Here is a 17586-nt window from a genome sequence, read left to right on the forward strand (position 1 = left end):
CCATCGCTATAATCTTTTGCTCTTTGGGTCGCAAGCAAGCCGCATCAGCTACAGCCTGAAGCCGTTTTTCTCGTTCTCGAGCAGTTTTTGAGGACGTGGGGTGGTAACTCAGTTGGTTAGAGTATCTGACTTTTAATCAGAGAGTCGAGGGTTCGAGTCCCTCCCACCCTACCATCTATCTTTTCGATAGTTGCAATTGAAGCCTCCCGCGTGGAGGCTTTTTTGCGTCTGCCTCTTGCCGTGTCGGGCTCGAAATTTTCACTTCGTATCCGATTGTGCGCGCAAGCATCCGGCATCCTCGTCCACCGTCGCCCCGGCGCATACAACCGCACAATCCCCGCTCGCAAGTCAGCGCACGCTCACGTCACGCAGCACCGCACCGTATCCCGCGTACAGATTGCCTTCAGGCAACAACTGCCGCTGCGCGAGTTGTCGATGCACGACCGGCAGGTTATGAAACGGCATCCGCATGTACAGGTGATGTTCGATATGGAAATGGATCGCGTGCGGCCCGAACAGGAACGTCTGCCACGAACGCCGGACGATCGTGCGCGCGTTGCGGCTCTGGTCGTCGCAAGCCGGCAGCCCCGCGTGCTCGAAGATCGCCCGGACCTGCCCGGCGAGCGGCAACAGCGTGACGGACGGCACGACCCACAACCCGATGTACAACAGCGGATGTCCGGCCAGCACGAGCGCGCCGAACAGCAAGCCGTTGCCGGCCAGCATCGACGCGACTTCCCATGCCGCATACGCAAGCGATTTCCCGACCTTCGGCAACGCGTGCGCAAACTCGCCGCGCGCGAGCTTCACGACGCTCGTCACGTAGCCGATCCCGCACGCGTACGCGAGCAGGCGGCCGATCAGCCGCCCACGCGTCACCGGATAGTCGTGCACGCCGAACAGCAACGCGACGGGGTCGTCGGGCTGCATCGGCGCGCGATGATGCTTCAGATGGCCGGCACGATACGTACGCAGCGACAGCCACAGCGGGCCGGCCGCGAACAACTGGCCCAGCACGTCGTTGACGCGCCGGTTCCGTGCCAGCAACCCGTGCGCGCCTTCGTGCATCATGACCGCGAGCGCAAGCTGGCTGCGCGCGATCACGACCGCGGCAAATGCGTACACGAGCGGATGCGGAAACGCGATCGCCACCGCGAACGCAGCGGCAATCATCAGCCAGTCGCCTGCCAGCGCCGCGCCGACACGCGACGCGTTCACGCGAAACAGCGCGGGATCGGGCACGAACCGCGCAAGCCCCGCATTCTGGCCGGCATGATGAACACGCACATCCGTCACGCGAGCCTCCTGCGCAGCAAACGCCTCTCGACCCACAGCGCGCTGACCGTCGCGAGCGCCACGCCACCCAGTACGTCGGCGACCGTATGCTGCTTGAGCGTCAGCGTCGACGCACAGATCAGCACGCCGATCGCAACCGCCGCAATCCGGCGCCGGTCTGTCAGCATCCGGCACGCGAGGCACGTCACCGCGACATGCAGGCTCGGAAAACCGTTGGCCGCGAGATCGAGCTGCCACATGCGCGCGAGACGGTGGCGCACGAACGTATTGCCGATCTCCGCGACGTCGGGCCGCGGCACGGCTTCCGGAAACAGCATGAAGCAGACGACACCGAGCACGAATGCGATCAGCACGGCCTCCTTGAACGCGGCGAACGCGGGCGGCCGTGCATACGCGGCGAGCGCAATCACGAACGGAAAGAAGCCGACATAGACGAACCACGACCATGCTATGAACGGAATCCGCGCATCGATCGGCGTGGCGAACACGTAGCGCGGCGTGACGCTGCGCTCCAGCAGAAAGAAGATCGCGAGGCCCGCGGTCATGCCGAACGTCGCGGCCAGCATCTGCCGGATATCGGGTCGACGATCGTCACGAAGCAGCATCGTGTTCATCGCGGCGCCGGCGCCTCGCATCGGGGATCCGCATCGGCCGTCCGTGCATGCGGCCGCAGCGCGAGGATGCGCGACGTCCACGCATCCACGCACGCACACGCATGCTCGCGGCCGGCGATCGTTCCCGCTCGCGTACCCGGATTGCGCATCAGGTCCGCAGCGGCCTGCCCGACCTCCTGCCGAAACGCGGCCGCATCGCCGCGCCACGTGACGATGCGATGCACGAGCTGCAGCCGTGCCGCGCGCGCGGCATTGCTCGCCTGCTCGGGCTGATCGGTCAGCACGAGCAGGATCGGGCGGCGATATACGCGCGCGATCGACAGCGCGGCCATTCCGGGTGCGGACACGATCAGCGGCGCGTGCGCGGCACGCATCGCCCAGTCGGTATCGACACCGGTCCAGCCGTCGTGCCCGGCGTAACCCTCGCCCACGCGGTGCGCGGCGAGCCCCGCGTCGCGCATGCCGGCCGACAGCGCATCGGCGAGCGCGACATCGCGAAAGTGCGGATTCAGATAAACGGCTGCGGCAGCCGGCTCTGAAGCCGGCAGTTCGGCGACGACCGGCACCGGCGTCGGCAACCTGCAATGCTCGCGCGATCGCTGCGCAGCGTCGGTCACCTCGTACGCAAAATCGTGCTCGATGCAGCACCGCGCCGAATCGATCTGCCAGTCGACGATCCGCGCAAACGCACGCGCCAGCGCACGCGGCAGCCGCGCATCGAAATTCGCTGTCAGCGCACGGCGCAGGCTGCCGCCGTACACGTGAACGATGCGGCGCCGCCAGCCCGGCATCGCACCCATGAACAGCAGCGCCGGATGAAACGAGTCGTTGATCACGAGATCTGCATCGCGGACGATCGCACGCAGCCGCGCGATGTCGCGCAGCATGCGCGTCGGCCTGAACACGTAGTGCGCGACATTGCGATCGGTCGCATCGCGCAGCATGTTCTGCCGTGCGTCGAACTGCACCGCGTAGTGACGCGACAGCACGCATGCATCGATGCCGAACGCGGACAGGAATGCCTGCCCCGCATCGGACGTCGTCAGCACGTCGACCTGCGCGCCGGCCGTGCGCAACGCATGCACGAGCAGTTGCGCGCGCATCAGGTGGCCGCGCGCGTCGGCCGTCGCGAGATAGACGATCCGCGGCATCATGCGCGCGGGCGAAGCGACTGGATCCAGCCGGCCGCGTACATCGCCAGCGCCCCCGTCACGCCGAAACCGGCGTCGATCGCGCGGATCTCGTCCAGCAACGCGGCGAGATGCGCCGCCTCGGACGGCGCGACGAGACGGCGCAGCGTGTCCGAACAGAGCCGGACGTGCCGCGTCTCGTCGGCGAGCACGCGCGCGAGCAGCGGATACAGCGGATGCGCGTCGCCGATCGTCGCGCAGTGACGCGCGAGCACGCGCATCGCCATCTGTTCCGCGCACAGGCCCGTCGCATAGGCCGGCACGAGCACGCCTTGCGCGAACTGCGGCGCGTAGCGCTGCGCGAGCCGGCGCCATCGCAGGATCTTGCGCCGGCTCAGCCAGTCGGGCTCGTGCGGCTCCGTCGAAGCCGCGACACCGCGCAGGCGCAGCGCCTCGGCAAACGCGGCCGCGTGGCGGCGCTCGTCCGCGAGATGCTGCTCGATGCGCGGCGCGAGCCAGTCCGGCGGCTGTCCGGTCCAGTCGTCGTGCAACGCGCACTCGGTCGCTTCTTCGCCGATCAGGTACATGCGCAGCATCCAGCGCTCGCCATGCGTGCTGCGATGAAGCTGCCGGATCGCCGCCCGCTTGATGCGATCGACGAGATACGCACGTACCCGCGCCGCGCCGTGCGGCACGGGCGCATCGAGACAGTCGAAGCGCTCGCCGTGCATCGCCTGCGGCGATGCGGGCAGTTCGCTTGCCGCTGTCATGCCGGCACGCCCGGTGCGGACGCGGATTTCGCCGCGGATGCCGCAGCGGCAGCCGGATCGCGACGCCAGCCGAGAATCAGGCCGACGAAACTTTCCTGCATGAACGCATGCGCGGATGCGGCCGCGCCCGCGAATGCCTCCTCGCGGCCGTTCACGCGCAGATAGCCGCTGCCGCCGCGCGCGCCGAATTCGATCCGGTCGTTCTTCCTGAAACCGCGCTCGCGCACCTCCTTCAACAGCGCGCTGCCGTCGAGACCGAACAGGAACAGCTCGCGCCGCGCGACCCACACCGGAATGTGATTGCTCAGTGCTTCGAAACGAATCGACCACGTGCCGGCCGCGAGTGCGCGATCGACGTCCGCATCGTGCGGCGCGTTCGACGTGAAGCTCGCTCGTGCGACCGGCTTCGTCAGGCCGCCGACGCCGAGCGCGATCGTGATGTCGTCGGCTGACGGCTGCTTCGGATCGGTCGCGCTCACCTTCACGAGATGCCGCGCGAGCCGCGATGCCAGCGGCGGATGCGCGAGCAGCGCGAGCGTTTCGTCCGGCGTCAGCACGTCGCGCTCGCCGTCGCCCTCCTTCACGCGCACGCGATACGGATCGATCCGGACATCGGTGAACTTGCCGTGCACCGGCGCATGGACGTACACGTCGCGGCCCCATTTCGCACCGTCGCGACGCAGCAGCACGTGGACGCTCAACGGCACGCGCCGGCCGTCGCCGTCGACGCCCGTGCCCTGCAGCAGCACGTCGCCGAGCACGTCCTTCGTGCGGCGATTCGCGTCGCTCGAAAAGACGATCGCGTGCGCGTCGGTATCGATGCTCGCGTGAACGTCGGGCGCATCGAGCGCGACGCGATTGCAGTCCGTCGCGGCCGCGTTCGCGAACGGGCAGCCGCTTTGCGACGCGAAGTGGACGATCCCGCGCCCCGCGTGATCGACCGGCGCGGCATGGGCGCCGGCGCTGGCGGCAAACAGGGCGAGGCAGGCAACTCGGGTGGCGAATGAAGGCATGGTCGTCGGGATGAATGCAGGGAGTCGGAGTGGCGGAGCCGCGGTGCGCGGCGCCGTTTCAATGACGGTGATAGGACAGCGCTTCGAGATCGCGCCGGACCGACGCCCGTCCCGCGAGACCGAAACCGCGCGCGAGCGCGCCGAGCGTATCGACGGCGGACGCGGCGATCGTGACGCCGACGGCCGCGAGATAGCGGACGGCGCCGAGCCGCGGAAGTTGCTGGCGATCGAGCGCGCGCAGGCTGTATCCGAGCCGCATCGCCATCACGCAGAACGGGCCGAGCGGGCCGCTGCGGCCGAGCCACTGCCACTGGCGCGGCAGGTACGCGTTCACGAGATACGGCGTCAACCCGACGCTGTCCTCGCCGCGCATCCAGCGCAGCTTCAGCGATTCGCGATGCGTGTCCGGCAGCCGATGCTCGGTGTGCGCGGCCGGCGCGAACTCGACGGCCACGCCGGCCGCCTGCATCCGCAGCCCCATCACCTGGCAATGCGCGCGATAGACGCCGTCGAGCGGCTCGTAGCGGAATTGCGCGAACACGTCGCGCCGGAACGCGACGTTGTTCGCGTAGAAGTTGCGTGTCGCGCCGTCGCGCAGCGGGCTCGGGAAATACATGAAATCGATCGACGTCAGCGCGATGCCGAGCACGTTCGGCGCATAGCTGGTCCGCCCCGCCACCGCGACGGGTGCATCGCCGGCATCGCGTGCGAACGGTGCAAGCAGGTGCTCGAGCCAGTCGCCGGCCGGCCGGCAATCGGCATCGCCGAACACAACGATGTCGCAGCGAGCCGCGTCGACGCGATCGAAGCCGTCGTTCTTCGCATCGTAGTAGCCGGTGCTCGCGCCGATCTCGACGAAGTCGATCGGGCGGCCGGCCAGCGCGACGATCTGCGCGCACGCATCGGCGGGCAAGCCGTCGTGCGTGATGATCCATTGTGCGAGTGCCGCGGGCGGCACGGTCTGCTTCGACAGCGCCGACACGAGGCGCTTCAGGCTGTCGACGGCCTGTGCGAGGCCGGCGCCGCCGCGCAGGTTGTTCGTCTCCAGCACGAGCGCGGCCTTCGCGGCCACGGCACGGGCTGCCGCACGCGTGCGCGGTGCGATGTCTGTGATGTCTGGCATCCTGAATATCTCCATCGTCATGCGCAGCGGCACGGTTGAAACGAATGGACGGGGAGCCTGCGGCACACCGGCGAATGCGGGGCGCAGCTGGCGTCGTCTCGAAACGGGCGGCCTTCGCAGGCGCCCGCCCCGTGTGCCGTTACTCCTGGACGGACGGCGCGGAATCGGCGTCGGTATAACGCGGCTTCGCGCCCTGCAGGTCGCGCGTGTTCTTCTGCACGGCCACCGCGCCGAACAGCGCGAGCACGAACGACATCGCGTAGAAGCCCTTCTCGCTCAGCTGCAGCGTTGCGTTGAAGAGGCCGACGACCAGCAGCGCGATGGACAGCAGCAGCGCGATCCAGCTGATGCCGTAGTAGATGCCGGTGACGGGAATGCCTTCCGCGCGATCGCGGACGCTTTTCTGCAGCGAGATCGCCGCATAGAGGCCGAACACCAGCACGGTGAAGTAGTAGCCCTTCTCGTTGAGCTGCATGCCGGCATTCCAGAGCCCGATCAGGAATGCCGCGAAACCTGCGATCAGTGCGGCCCACGACGCGGCCACGAATGCGAACGACGGCTGCTGGATGGTGGTCTGGTTCATTGCTTTGCCCTCTCTTTCTTGTTGTTCGAAATCGTTTTCGTTGAACTGCGTTTCGCGCATGGTAGCAGCTTTGGCGCTCGCCACAAGACGACCTCGCCTGCAGTCTTACGTTCCGCGCTGCGCGCGCCGCCAGCGCCCGGGCGTCGTGCCGAGCACCGCGCGAAACGCCTTGCCGAAGGCCGCCTCGGATTGATAACCGACCGCCTGGCCGATCTCCGCCTGCCCGCGCTGCGTATCCTGCAACAGCGCGCATGCATGCATCATCCGGATCTGCGCGACGAACGCGCCGACACTCATCCCGGCTTTCTCGCGGAAATGCCGTGCATAGGTCGCGCGCGACATCGCCGCTGCGTCGCCGAGCGACTCGACCGTCCACGGCTGCTCCGGCGCCTGCAGCACGGCCTGGACCGACGGGCCGAGCCGCGCATCGGCCGCGAGCGCGAGCCAGCCGGACGGCACGCGCGCGTCGCGGCCGTACGCGCGCAACGCATACGCGAGCAGCGCCTGGCCGAGCGCATTCACGATCGCGCCGGCGCCCGGCTGCACATTCGACGCCTCGCTGCGCAGCACGCTCGTCAGCAGTTGCAGCGGCGCGAACCCCGACGCCTCGCGCAACCCCACGTGCAGCACCTGCGGCAGCGTGCGCATCAGCAGTTCGCCCGCGCCGCGCGCATAGACGAAACGTCCGCACAGCAGGTCCACGCTCGCACTGCCCGATTCGGCCGGATCGAGATTCGACTTGACCGGGACCACCGCGCCGCCGGCGGCGTCCGGTTCGCGCAGCGGCGCGACCGGCCACGACCGGCCGGCTCCCGCGTCGAGCAGGTCGTGCGCGCCGCCCGCGGGCAGCAGCACGAAATCGCCGTCGGCGAGCTGCAGCGTGCGCCCGTCGGCGGTACGCAGCCGGCACGTGCCGGCCAGCAGCAGGTGGAACGCCGCCTCGCCGGGCGGCAGCGGGTCGTGCGGCATCGCGAACGGCCCGTCGAGCAGGCAGCGCACGTCGAGCTCGACGTGGCTGCGGCCCAGCGACAACAGTTGACTCAATGCATCCATGAGACGATCGCGCTAAAAATTGACACTCTAACGTATCGAAACCCTCAGCGCGAACGATCAGAATAGCCCTGCATCGCCCGAGATCGCGGCGCCCGCCGCCCTCCTCACCTCTACTCGAAAGGACGCATCATGCTGAACTGGAACGAATACCGGAAGGAACTCTCGACGCGCATCGGCGATATCGCCAAGCTGTCGCCCGATACGCTGGCCGGCTACCAGGCGCTGGCAGGGGCCGGCGCCAAGACGGGCCATCTCGACGCGAAAACGCGCGAGCTGATCGCGCTCGCGGTGGCCGTCACGACGCGCTGCGACGGCTGTATCGCCGTTCACACGGCCGAAGCGACAAAGCATGGCGCGACCAGGGAGGAAGTGGCGGAAGCGCTCGGCGTCGCGATTGCGCTGAATGCGGGTGCCGCGCTCGTCTATTCGGCGCGCGTGATGGACGCGCTCGGCGACTGAGCATGACGGCCGCGGCGGCGCCGTCGCGGGCCGCCTCGCTGCGCGACGCCCGGCCGCCTGGCCGGGCGGTTGCGCATGCGCGTGCGTTACATATGAGCATTGGGCAGCGCGCTCGCACGGACAACCGTGCCGGCAGGCCGCAGACGCGGCCGCGCGGCGAAGTCGGCTACCATGCGCGAACGATTCATCGTGAGGGAGCGCTCAATGTGCCGCTGGCTCGCCTATACGGGCAATCCGATCCATCTCGAGACCGTGCTGTTCCGCGCGAAGCATTCGCTGATCGACCAGAGCCTGCATTCGGAGCTCGGCGCCACGACCACCAATGGCGACGGTTTCGGCATCGGCTGGTACGGGCACCCCGACGAACTGCCGTTCCGCTATCGCTCCGTGCATCCCGCGTGGAACGATCGCAACCTGCGCGAAGCCGCGCGCGCGATCCGCTCGCGGATGTTCATCGCGCATATCCGCGCGGCGACCGAAACGCCCGTGCAGGAAACCAACTGCCACCCGTTCCGCCACGGCCGCTGGCTGTTCGCGCACAACGGGCTGATCCGCGGCTTCCACAAGCTGCGCCGCGACCTGACGATGAAGGTCGATCCAGCACTGTTCCCGACGCTCGAAGGCTCGACCGATTCCGAGCTGATGTTCCGCCTCGCGCTGACGTACGGCCTCGAGCAGACGCCGCTGCAGGCGCTCGAACGGATGGCCGGCATGGTCGAGGAAACCGCCGCGCGGCATCGCGTGGCCGACCCGCTCAACATGACGGTCTGCGCGACCGACGGCGAACGGATCATCGCGGTGCGCTACTCGAGCGAACGGCAATCGCGTTCGCTGTTCCACAGCACGTCGTTCAAGCACCTGCACGAGCTGTATCCGCATGACCCGCGCATCGCCGAAGTCGGCGACGACGCGTTCATGGTCGTGTCCGAACCGCTCGTCGACCTGCGCGGCGCGTGGGAGGAAGTGCCGGAGGGCATGGCGATCGTCGCGCACGGGGCCGATGTGCAGCAGCGGCCGTTCGGGCCGCGGCAGAAGTAACGGCCGGCGCCGTGCGCGCCGTCAGGCGCGGCGCACGAACCGCAAATAGACAGAGATATAAGGAATCGTTGCGGATCGAGGTCTCCGGAAAGCGTTGATGAACGCGCCGACCACCAGGCCCGTTGTCTCATGACGCCGCGTCGGATATAAAGGGCCCATCGATCGAGCCCCCTTACGTTCGATCTTCACCCTTCCCACTCCCGGAGACTCCATGCCCGACCTCGCCACCGCCCAGCAATTCCTGATGACCCGCGGCCTCGACTTCGGCCTCAACCTCCTCGCCGCGATCGTGTTGTGGTTCATCGGCCGCTGGGCGATCCGCATCGGCACGCGCCTGCTCGGCAAGGTCGTACGCCGCAGTGGCAAGGTCGACCCGACGCTCACCGACTACCTGACCTCCGTCGTCGGCGTGCTGCTGACGATCCTGCTGATCCTCGCGATCCTGCAGATCTTCGGCGTGCAGACGACCTCGTTCGCCGCGCTGCTCGCCGGCCTCGGCCTCGCGATCGGCACGGCCTGGGGCGGCCTGCTCGCGCACTTCGCCGCCGGCGTGTTCATGCAGGTGCTGCGCCCGTTCAAGATCGGCGACGTGATCAGCGCAGGCGGCGTCACGGGTACGGTGAAGGAGCTCGGCCTGTTCGGCACGACGATCGTCACCGCCGACAACATCGTGACGATCGTCGGCAACAACAAGATCTTCTCGGACAACATCGCGAACTACAGCGCAACGTCGCACCGCCGCGTCGACCTGACCGCGAAGATCGCGAACGGCGTCGACGCGGTCGACGCGATCAATCGCCTGAAGACGTCGATCCAGCGGATCCCGAACGTGCTGACCGACCCGGCGCCGGACGTCGGCGTGCTGCAGTTCACGCCGGAAGGCCCGCTGCTGTTCGTGCGCCCGTCCACGGCACCCGAGAACTACTGGCAGGTGTACTGCGATACCAACCGCGTGATCATCGAGACGTTCCGCGACGCGCAATACCCGACGCCCGAAACGCCGCTCTTGCATCGCAACGCTTAACTGCGTCGCCGGACGAAAAAAAAAGCGTGGCAATTCAAATTGCCGCGCTTTTTTTGCACCGAAAAGGAAGCGAAGCGCCCCGCTCAGCGCCCACCCGTCTTCTGCGCATGGTCCGACCGCCGCCCGCGCACGAGCTTCCATACCGCGCCGAGCGCGACCGGCACGATCGCCGCGCCGATGCCGACCAGCACGATCACGTTCAGGTACTGGCGGACGAACGGGATGTTGCCGAAGAAATAGCCGAGCAGCACGAGCAGCAGCACCCAGACCAGCGCGCCGATCACGTTGAAGAGCTGGAAGCGCGTGGCGCTCATCGACGACGCACCCGCGACGAACGGCGCGAACGTGCGCACGACCGGGATGAAGCGCGCGAGCACGATCGTCTTGCCGCCGTGCTTGTCGTAGAACGAGTGGGTCTTCTGCAGCGCGGCGCGATCGAGGAAGCGCTCGAGCACCGGGATATGGGTATTGAATACCTTCGGGCCGACCCAGCGGCCGATCAGGTAGTTCACGGTGTTGCCGGAGATCGCCGCGACGAGCAGCAGCACGATCAGCGCGCCGACGTTCATTTCGCCTGTCGCCGCGAACGCGCCGCCGATGAACAGCAGCGAATCGCCGGGCAGGAACGGGAACACGACGAGCCCCGTCTCGCAGAACACGATCAGGAACAGGACGAGATAGACCCATGCGCCGTACTGCCGGATGAAATCGCCGAGGAATGCGTCGATATGCAGGACAAGGTTGACGAAATGAAGCAGCGTATCCAAATGCGATTCCTCGAAGGCGAAAGGGCGAAAGGGCCGGAATGGTCGAAAAAGCGGAAGCACCCGCCGGCCAAGGCGGCGCGCGCGACGGAGCCATCATACCGAAACTACCTTAAGGCTCCGTGAAAAAACGTAACCGCCGGTCGCCCCGGCACGCATCCGCCGCCTCGCTATAATTCGGCCATGTCCGATATCACCGAAACGGCCGCGGGCGCCGCGCCCGCCCCTGCTCCGCGCCCGCTGCGCGCGATCCAGCCCCTGCCCGACCAGCTGATCAGCCAGATCGCCGCGGGCGAGGTCGTCGAACGCCCGGCGTCGGTCGTCAAGGAACTGCTCGAGAATGCAATGGATGCCGGCGCGACGACGCTGCGCATCGTGCTGGAAGAAGGCGGCGTCAAGCGCATCTCGATCACCGACGACGGTTGCGGGATTCCGCCCGACGAGCTGGCGCTCGCGCTGATGCGCCATGCCACCAGCAAGATCCGCTCGCTCGAGGAGCTCGAGGCGGTCGCGACGCTCGGGTTCCGCGGCGAAGCGCTCGCGTCGATCGCATCGGTCGCCGAGATGTCGATCACGAGCCGGACCACCGACGCCGCGCATGCAATGAAGATCGATGCGCAGACAGGCGTGCTGTCGCCGGCCGCCGGCTCGACCGGCACGACGATCGAGGTGCGCGAGCTGTACTTCAACACGCCCGCGCGGCGCAAGTTCCTGAAGAGCGAGCAGACCGAGTTCGGCCACTGCCTGGAAATGATCCGCCGCGCGGCGCTCGCGCGGCCGGACGTCGCGATCTCGGTGCTGCACAACGGCAAGGCCGTCGAGCACTGGAATGCGACCGAGCCCGCGCAGCGCGTCGCGAAGATCCTCGGCGACAGCTTCGCGACCGCGCACCTGCCGCTCGACGAGCAGGCCGGCCCGCTCGCCGTCTACGGCTGCGCGGGCCTGCCGACCGCGAGCCGCGGGCGCGCCGACCAGCAGTATTTCTTCGTCAACGGCCGCTTCGTGCGCGACAAGCTGCTGACGCATGCGGTGCGCGCGGCCTACGAGGACGTGCTGCACGGCGACCGCTACCCGTCGTACGTGCTGTTCCTCGACCTGCCGCCCGAAGCCGTCGACGTGAACGTGCATCCGTCGAAGATCGAGGTGCGCTTTCGCGATTCGCGCTCGATCCACCAGTACGTGTTCCACGCGGTCCAGCGCGCGCTCGCGCGCCACGCGGGCGCGTCGCCGGAAACCACCGCGGGCGGTCACGCCGCGCATATCGAGCCCGCGCCGCGCGGACCCGCATCGTTCCTGGACACGCCGCTCGGCCAGGGCCACGGCCAGGCCACCGGCGGCAGCGGCTTCTCGTCTCCGTCGTCGTCATCGTCGGCGGGCAACACCTGGATGCGCCAGGCGCGGATGACGCAGGGCACGCTGCCCGTCGCGCAGCCGCTCGCGCTCTACGACGCGCTGTTCGGCCGCAAGGACAGCGGCGCGGGCACGCCGGACGGCACGACCATCGTCGCCCGCGATTCGGCCGACGCGCCGGGTGCGCCGCTGCCGGGCTTCAGCGCGTCGCCGATCGCCGCCACCGCGCACGACGAGCAGCCGCTCGGCTTCGCGCTCGGCCAGATCCACGGCATCTACGTGCTCGCACAGAACGCGCACGGGCTCGTGATCGTCGACATGCACGCGGCCCACGAGCGGATCCTGTACGAACAGTTCAAGAACGCGCTCGCCGATCGCTCGGTCGCCGTGCAGTCGCTGCTGCTGCCGGTGTCGATGACGGCCACGCCGGTCGAGATCGGCACGGTCGAGGAAGAACGCGACACGCTCGAATCGCTCGGCTTCGATCTCGCGGTGCTGTCGCCGACGACGCTCGCGATCCGCGCGGTGCCGGCGCTGCTGAAGGATGCCGACCTGCAGTCGCTCGCGCGCGCGGTGCTCGCCGACCTGCACGCGTTCGGCGGCTCGCGCGTGCTCACCGAGCGTCAGCACGAACTGCTCGGCACGCTCGCGTGCCACCACGCGGTGCGCGCGAACCGGCGCCTGACGCTCGACGAGATGAACGCGCTGCTGCGCCAGATGGAGGCGACCGAGCGCGCGGACCAATGCAATCATGGCCGTCCGACCTGGTATCAGCTCACGCTGAACGATCTCGACCGTCTCTTCATGCGCGGGCAATGAGCGCTCCTTCGCAGTCCACCCCGACGACGATCGCCTGCCTGCTCGGCCCCACCGCTTCGGGCAAGACGGCCGCGGCGCTGGCGCTCGCCGCGCGCCGCCCGATCGAGATCGTCAGCGTCGATTCGGCGCTCGTCTACCGCGACATGGATATCGGCACCGCGAAGCCGACTCGCGAAGAACGCGCGAGCGTGCCGCATCACCTGATCGACATCATCGATCCGGCCGATGCGTATTCGGCCGCGGAATTCCGCGCGGATGCGCTGCGCCTGATCGGCGAGATCGCCGCGCGCGGTCGCACGCCGCTGCTCGCGGGCGGCACGATGCTGTACTACAAGGCGCTGACGCAGGGGCTCAACGACCTGCCGGGCGCCGATCCGGACGTGCGCGCGCAGCTCGACGCCGACGCCGCGCGCGACGGCTGGCCCGCGCTGCACGCGCGGCTCGCGCAGGTCGATCCCGACACGGCCGCGCGGCTCGCGCCGAACGATTCGCAGCGGATCCAGCGCGCGCTCGAAATCTTCATGCTGAGCGGGCAGCCGATGTCGGCGCTGCTCGCCGCGCCGCGGCGCGCGGACGATGCGGCCGCCGCGTACCGCTTCGTGCCGGTCGCGCTCGAACCGTCGGATCGCGCGGTACTGCACGCACGCATCGAGCAGCGCTTCGACGCGATGCTCGACGCGGGCTTCATCGACGAAGTCGAACGGCTGCGCCGTCGTGACGATCTCCATCCCGACCTGCCGTCGATGCGCTGCGTCGGCTATCGGCAGGCGTGGGAATTCCTCGACGGCGACACCGACTACCGGACGATGCGCGACAAGGGCATCTTCGCGACGCGCCAGCTGTGCAAGCGCCAGCTCACCTGGCTGCGCGCGATGCCGGAACGGATCGTCGTCGACTGCATCGCGCCGGATTCGACGGCCCGCGCGCTCGACGCGCTCGAACGCGTACTCGACGGCCGCGCGCCGGGCTGAGCGGGCCGCCAGCAGCCCGCGTCAGCCGCGCCGGCGCGCTGCCAGATGCGCTCGGGCGCCATCGACGATCAGCGCGACGCCGCGCTCGAACGCTTCGTCGCCGCCGCGCTCGCGCAGCGCGGCCCAGCCCTTCGCGAGCAGCGGATACTCGGCCGCGTCCGGCAGCGGCGCATCGGCCTCACCGTCCTGCTCTGCCTGTTCCTCCAGCACCCATCCGACCACGAAGCGGCCGAGCGCATACATCACGTCGACCGCTTCACCCGGCGCGAAGCCCGCTTCGCCGAGCAGCGCGACCTTGCGTTCGATCGAGCCGAAATGCAGCGCACGCGGCCGCGTACCGGCATGCAGGCGTGCGCCGTCGCGATAGGCGAGCAGCGCGTGGCGGAAACTGCGCGCGTTGTGGGCAAGCCACGCATCCCACGCTTCGCCAGGCCGCGGCAGCGACGCGCCGTGGCGCTCGAGCATGATCGCTTCGGCCATCGCGTCGAGCAGCTCGGCCTTGTTCTTGAAATGCCAGTAAAGCGTCGGCGACTGCACGCCGAGCCGCTCGGCGAGCCGCCTCGTCGACAGCCCGTCGATACCGACTTCATCAAGCAGTTCGAGCGCCGCGCGCAATACCGTGTCGCGCGTCAATCGCGCCCCTGTGTCCTTCATCTCTATCACCGATAGGGAAACTATGGAATAATCGCCACTCTATCATCGATAGAGTCACCGCCTTGAATCCGTCCCTGATTGCCATCCTGGCCACGGTCCTGCTCGATGCGATCGGCGTCGGGATCGTGATGCCGATCCTGCCCGGCCTGCTGCGCTCGCTCGCCGGCGCGGGCAGCACCGACACGCACTACGGCGTATTGCTCGCGCTGTACGCGTTCGCGCAGTTCCTGTGCGCGCCGCTGCTCGGCGCGCTGAGCGACCGCTTCGGCCGCCGGCCCGTGCTGCTTGCGTCGCTCGCGGGCGCCGCGCTCGACTACCTGCTGATGGCGCTCGCGCCGACGCTTGCCTGGCTTTACGCGGGGCGGCTAATCGCGGGCATCACGGGCGCGAACGTGGCGGTCGCGACCGCGTACGTCACCGACGTCACGGCCGAACCCGACCGCGCACGGCGCTTCGGCCAGCTCGGCGCGATGATGGGCATCGGCTTCATCGCAGGCCCGCTGATCGGCGGGCTGCTCGGTGCGCTGCACCTGCGCGCGCCGTTCGTCGCGGCCGCGCTGCTCAATGCGCTGAATCTCGTGCTCGTGTGGCGCGCGCTGCCGGAATCGCGGCCGCGCTCGGCCCGCGAAGGCCGCGCGGTCGCCGCGCTCAACCCGTTCGCGAGCCTGCGCCGGCTGAGCGGCGCACCCGCGCTCGTGCCGCTGATCGGCATCTACGTGATCGTCGCGCTGGTATCGCAGGCGCCCGCGACGCTGTGGATCCTGTACGGCCAGGAACATTTCGGCTGGTCGACGCCGATCGCGGGGCTGTCGCTCGCGGGCTACGGCGCGTGCCATGCGCTCGCGCAGGCGTTCGCGATCGGGCCGCTGATCGCGCGGCTCGGCGAGCGTCGCGCGCTCGCGCTGGGGCTCGCGGGCGACGCGCTCGGGCTCGCGGTGATCGCGTTCGCGACCGCCGCATGGGTGCCGTTCACGCTGCTGCCGCTGTTCGCGGCGGGCGGCATGACGCTGCCGGCGCTGCAGGCGATGCTCGCGCGGCAGGTCGACGATGCGCGCCAGGGCGAACTGCAGGGCACGCTCGCGAGCGTGGCCAGCCTGATCGGCGTGGCGGGCCCACTGGTCGTCACCGCGACCTATGCGGCGACGCGCGCGACGTGGCCGGGGCTCGTGTGGGCCGCGGCCGCGCTGCTCTATCTGCTCGTGCCGCCGTTGCTGGCCGGCACGCGGCCGGCGGGCGCACCGCGGCCGTCCGCCTGAGCGGCGGCAGGCGCCGCCGTACGCATCGCCGCGCTCAGTGCGCGAGCGTCACGAGATTTGCATCGCGCACGAGCTGCCAGCGGCCGCCGGCCTTGCGGAAGATCGTCAGCGTATGGCCCGAGCGGCGAATCGTTTCGCCGCCCGGCGGCGTCGCGTCGATCTCGAGGAAATTGCGCATGTACGCCCAGTCGCCGATCACGCGCAGCTCGTCGATCCGGTAGCGGCCGTCGACCTTCGGTGCGTGCTCCGCACCCGCGTTCGCTTCACGCGACGCGGCCGCGAACGCCGCCTTGTCGAACGGCGGCTTGCCGGCCACCATGAAGATCGCGTCGTCGGCGATCAGGTCGAGCACGGTCGCCAGATCGCCGCGCCGGCTCGACACGAACCAGTTTTCCACGAGCTCGCGGATCGCATGTTCGTCTTCGGTCATCGTCATCCCTCCTTCATCAGCACCGCGCGCGGCGCCCGAAAAAAAACCGCCCGGATCGACTCCGGGCGGCTTTTCTTGCTGCATCTGCTGCTGGCGGTGCGTCAGACCACGACCGTCTGCGCCTCGCCTTCGCGGGTCGCACGCACGGTGCCGATCTTCCACACCTGTTCGCCGGCGGCGGTCAGGTCGGCGATCGCTGCATCGGCATCGGCCGCCGCGACGATCACGGCCATGCCGATCCCGCAGTTGAACACGCGGTGCATTTCCGCGTCGGCGACGCCGCCGTGCTCCTGCAGCCACTTGAACAGCGGCGGCAGCGGCCACGCGTTCTGGTCGAGCTCGGCCGTGAGGCCTTCGCGCAGCACGCGCGGAATGTTTTCGACGAGGCCGCCGCCCGTGATGTGCGCCATGCCCTTCACCGACAGCTTCTGCATCAGCGCGAGCAGCGGCTTCACGTAGATGCGCGTGGGTGCCATCAGCGCGTCGGCGAGCGAGCGGCCGTGGAAATCGGCCGACAGGTCGGGGTTCGCGCGCTCGATGATCTTGCGCACGAGCGAGAAGCCGTTCGAGTGGATGCCGCTCGATGCGAGGCCCAGCACCACGTCGCCTTCGGCGATCGTGCTGCCGTCGATGATCTTGCTCTTCTCGACCGCGCCGACCGCAAAGCCGGCCAGGTCGTATTCGCCGTCCGGGTACATGCCCGGCATTTCGGCCGTTTCGCCGCCGATCAGCGCGCAGCCCGACAGTTCGCAGCCTTGCGCGATGCCCTTGACGACCGTTGCGGCCGTGTCGACGTCGAGCTTGCCGCACGCGAAGTAGTCGAGGAAGAACAGCGGCTCGGCGCCCTGCACGAGGATGTCGTTCACGCTCATCGCGACCAGATCCTGGCCGACGGTGTCGTGTTTGTTCAGATGAAACGCCAGCTTGAGCTTGGTGCCGACGCCGTCGGTGCCCGACACGAGCACGGGCTCGCGATACTTCTTCGGCACTTCGAACAGCGCGCCGAACCCGCCGATGCCGCCGAGCACGCCGTCGCGCAGGGTTTTCTTCGCAAAAGGCTTGATCTTGTCGATGAGCGCGTCGCCAGCGTCGATGTCGACGCCTGCGTCGCGATAGGACAGACCCTGAGCGTCGGGAGCGGATTTCGGAGGATTCATGGGGGAATGCGAGAAGGTCGGTAAAATGCGATTTTACCCGAAGCCGGCCCGTTGGCCGGAATTCCCAGCACCGAATCGTCAG

Annotated in this window: 18 protein-coding genes and 1 tRNA gene; 7 read left to right on the forward strand and 12 right to left on the reverse strand. The window is 68.5% G+C overall.

Annotated elements, in window-relative coordinates:
- The first annotated feature begins 97 nt into the window (after positions 1-97).
- Positions 98-174: transfer RNA gene (locus KVT39_RS06895), tRNA-Lys, on the forward strand.
- 174 nt (positions 175-348) lie between these two features.
- Here KVT39_RS06895 and KVT39_RS06900 read toward each other — a convergent pair.
- The 8 genes from KVT39_RS06900 to KVT39_RS06935 all read right to left on the reverse strand — a co-directional run bounded on the left by KVT39_RS06900 (position 349) and on the right by KVT39_RS06935 (position 7582).
- Positions 349-1296, reverse strand: coding sequence for a fatty acid desaturase family protein (locus KVT39_RS06900; RefSeq protein ID WP_217588227.1), 948 nt, complete (start codon positions 1294-1296; stop codon positions 349-351).
- On the reverse strand, positions 1293-1910 hold the full coding sequence (locus KVT39_RS06905) for a phosphatase PAP2 family protein (protein ID WP_217588228.1): 618 nt from the start codon (positions 1908-1910) through the stop codon (positions 1293-1295). Before KVT39_RS06905 ends, KVT39_RS06900 begins: the two co-directional genes overlap by 4 nt.
- Positions 1907-3064, reverse strand: coding sequence for a hypothetical protein (locus KVT39_RS06910; RefSeq protein WP_217588229.1), 1158 nt, complete (start codon positions 3062-3064; stop codon positions 1907-1909). The genes KVT39_RS06905 and KVT39_RS06910 overlap by 4 nt, the downstream gene beginning before the upstream one ends.
- Complete coding sequence (locus KVT39_RS06915) at positions 3061-3810, reverse strand: hypothetical protein (RefSeq protein ID WP_217588230.1); 750 nt, start codon at positions 3808-3810, stop codon at positions 3061-3063. Before KVT39_RS06915 ends, KVT39_RS06910 begins: the two co-directional genes overlap by 4 nt.
- Entirely contained in the window at positions 3807-4823 is a 1017-nt protein-coding gene (locus KVT39_RS06920) for a hypothetical protein (protein ID WP_217588233.1), read from the reverse strand. The genes KVT39_RS06915 and KVT39_RS06920 overlap by 4 nt, the downstream gene beginning before the upstream one ends.
- Positions 4824-4881: 58 nt before the next feature.
- A complete protein-coding gene (locus KVT39_RS06925) occupies positions 4882-5946 on the reverse strand; it encodes a glycosyltransferase family 2 protein (protein ID WP_217588235.1) in 1065 nt (354 codons plus the stop codon).
- A gap of 139 nt (positions 5947-6085) precedes the next feature.
- Positions 6086-6529: an inner membrane protein YiaA gene (gene yiaA / locus KVT39_RS06930; RefSeq protein WP_034182814.1), complete on the reverse strand. Its 444-nt coding sequence runs from the start codon at positions 6527-6529 to the stop codon at positions 6086-6088.
- 105 nt (positions 6530-6634) lie between these two features.
- Positions 6635-7582, reverse strand: a complete 948-nt coding sequence (locus KVT39_RS06935) for an AraC family transcriptional regulator (RefSeq protein WP_217588237.1) — start codon at positions 7580-7582, stop codon at positions 6635-6637.
- Positions 7583-7711: 129 nt separating this feature from the next.
- Here KVT39_RS06935 and KVT39_RS06940 point away from each other — a divergent pair, with 129 nt between their 5' ends.
- The 3 genes from KVT39_RS06940 (at position 7712) to KVT39_RS06950 (ending at position 10103) form a co-directional block, all read left to right on the forward strand.
- Complete coding sequence (locus KVT39_RS06940) at positions 7712-8041, forward strand: carboxymuconolactone decarboxylase family protein (RefSeq protein WP_034182812.1); 330 nt, start codon at positions 7712-7714, stop codon at positions 8039-8041.
- Positions 8042-8245: 204 nt separating this feature from the next.
- Complete coding sequence (locus KVT39_RS06945; RefSeq protein WP_217588238.1) at positions 8246-9079, forward strand: class II glutamine amidotransferase; 834 nt, start codon at positions 8246-8248, stop codon at positions 9077-9079.
- Positions 9080-9290: 211 nt separating this feature from the next.
- Complete coding sequence (locus KVT39_RS06950) at positions 9291-10103, forward strand: mechanosensitive ion channel family protein (RefSeq protein WP_217588241.1); 813 nt, start codon at positions 9291-9293, stop codon at positions 10101-10103.
- Between the two features lie 83 nt (positions 10104-10186).
- Here the strand turns inward: KVT39_RS06950 and KVT39_RS06955 are convergent, their stop codons facing one another.
- A complete protein-coding gene (locus tag KVT39_RS06955; protein ID WP_034182809.1) occupies positions 10187-10870 on the reverse strand; it encodes a DedA family protein in 684 nt (227 codons plus the stop codon).
- 180 nt (positions 10871-11050) lie between these two features.
- On the opposite strand from KVT39_RS06955, the gene mutL reads away from it, so the two are divergent.
- Complete coding sequence (mutL, locus tag KVT39_RS06960) at positions 11051-13036, forward strand: DNA mismatch repair endonuclease MutL (protein WP_217588242.1); 1986 nt, start codon at positions 11051-11053, stop codon at positions 13034-13036.
- A complete protein-coding gene (gene miaA, locus KVT39_RS06965) occupies positions 13033-14007 on the forward strand; it encodes a tRNA (adenosine(37)-N6)-dimethylallyltransferase MiaA (protein WP_217588245.1) in 975 nt (324 codons plus the stop codon). Before mutL ends, miaA begins: the two co-directional genes overlap by 4 nt.
- Positions 14008-14028: 21 nt before the next feature.
- Here miaA and tetR read toward each other — a convergent pair whose 3' ends face one another.
- Positions 14029-14661, reverse strand: coding sequence for a tetracycline resistance transcriptional repressor TetR (tetR, locus tag KVT39_RS06970; protein WP_217588246.1), 633 nt, complete (start codon positions 14659-14661; stop codon positions 14029-14031).
- A 62-nt stretch (positions 14662-14723) separates the two neighbouring features.
- On the opposite strand from tetR, the gene tet(64) reads away from it, so the two are divergent.
- On the forward strand, positions 14724-15917 hold the full coding sequence (gene tet(64), locus KVT39_RS06975) for a tetracycline efflux MFS transporter Tet(64) (protein ID WP_034182805.1): 1194 nt from the start codon (positions 14724-14726) through the stop codon (positions 15915-15917).
- 34 nt (positions 15918-15951) lie between these two features.
- Here tet(64) and KVT39_RS06980 read toward each other — a convergent pair whose 3' ends face one another.
- Complete coding sequence (locus KVT39_RS06980) at positions 15952-16347, reverse strand: SgcJ/EcaC family oxidoreductase (RefSeq protein WP_034183413.1); 396 nt, start codon at positions 16345-16347, stop codon at positions 15952-15954.
- 101 nt (positions 16348-16448) lie between these two features.
- Entirely contained in the window at positions 16449-17504 is a 1056-nt protein-coding gene (gene purM / locus KVT39_RS06985) for a phosphoribosylformylglycinamidine cyclo-ligase (RefSeq protein ID WP_034182804.1), read from the reverse strand.
- Positions 17505-17586: the final 82 nt, after the last annotated feature.

It is taken from the genome of Burkholderia sp. GbtcB21 (assembly GCF_019091065.1).
Classification (GTDB): Bacteria; Pseudomonadota; Gammaproteobacteria; order Burkholderiales; family Burkholderiaceae; genus Burkholderia; species Burkholderia pyrrocinia_C.

Excerpts from the sequence above, each read along its gene's own strand:
- KVT39_RS06905 (WP_217588228.1), bottom strand. The coding sequence starts at position 1,910 with ATGAACACGATGCTGCTTCGTGACGATCGTCGACCCGATATCCGGCAG.
- KVT39_RS06910 (WP_217588229.1), bottom strand. The coding sequence starts at position 3,064 with ATGATGCCGCGGATCGTCTATCTCGCGACGGCCGACGCGCGCGGCCAC.
- KVT39_RS06915 (WP_217588230.1), bottom strand. The coding sequence starts at position 3,810 with ATGACAGCGGCAAGCGAACTGCCCGCATCGCCGCAGGCGATGCACGGC.
- KVT39_RS06920 (WP_217588233.1), bottom strand. The coding sequence starts at position 4,823 with ATGCCTTCATTCGCCACCCGAGTTGCCTGCCTCGCCCTGTTTGCCGCC.
- KVT39_RS06925 (WP_217588235.1), bottom strand. The coding sequence starts at position 5,946 with ATGCCAGACATCACAGACATCGCACCGCGCACGCGTGCGGCAGCCCGT.
- yiaA (WP_034182814.1), bottom strand. The coding sequence starts at position 6,529 with ATGAACCAGACCACCATCCAGCAGCCGTCGTTCGCATTCGTGGCCGCG.
- KVT39_RS06935 (WP_217588237.1), bottom strand. The coding sequence starts at position 7,582 with ATGGATGCATTGAGTCAACTGTTGTCGCTGGGCCGCAGCCACGTCGAG.
- KVT39_RS06940 (WP_034182812.1), top strand. The coding sequence starts at position 7,712 with ATGCTGAACTGGAACGAATACCGGAAGGAACTCTCGACGCGCATCGGC.
- KVT39_RS06945 (WP_217588238.1), top strand. The coding sequence starts at position 8,246 with ATGTGCCGCTGGCTCGCCTATACGGGCAATCCGATCCATCTCGAGACC.
- KVT39_RS06950 (WP_217588241.1), top strand. The coding sequence starts at position 9,291 with ATGCCCGACCTCGCCACCGCCCAGCAATTCCTGATGACCCGCGGCCTC.
- mutL (WP_217588242.1), top strand. The coding sequence starts at position 11,051 with ATGTCCGATATCACCGAAACGGCCGCGGGCGCCGCGCCCGCCCCTGCT.
- miaA (WP_217588245.1), top strand. The coding sequence starts at position 13,033 with ATGAGCGCTCCTTCGCAGTCCACCCCGACGACGATCGCCTGCCTGCTC.
- tetR (WP_217588246.1), bottom strand. The coding sequence starts at position 14,661 with ATGAAGGACACAGGGGCGCGATTGACGCGCGACACGGTATTGCGCGCG.
- KVT39_RS06980 (WP_034183413.1), bottom strand. The coding sequence starts at position 16,347 with ATGACCGAAGACGAACATGCGATCCGCGAGCTCGTGGAAAACTGGTTC.
- purM (WP_034182804.1), bottom strand. The coding sequence starts at position 17,504 with ATGAATCCTCCGAAATCCGCTCCCGACGCTCAGGGTCTGTCCTATCGC.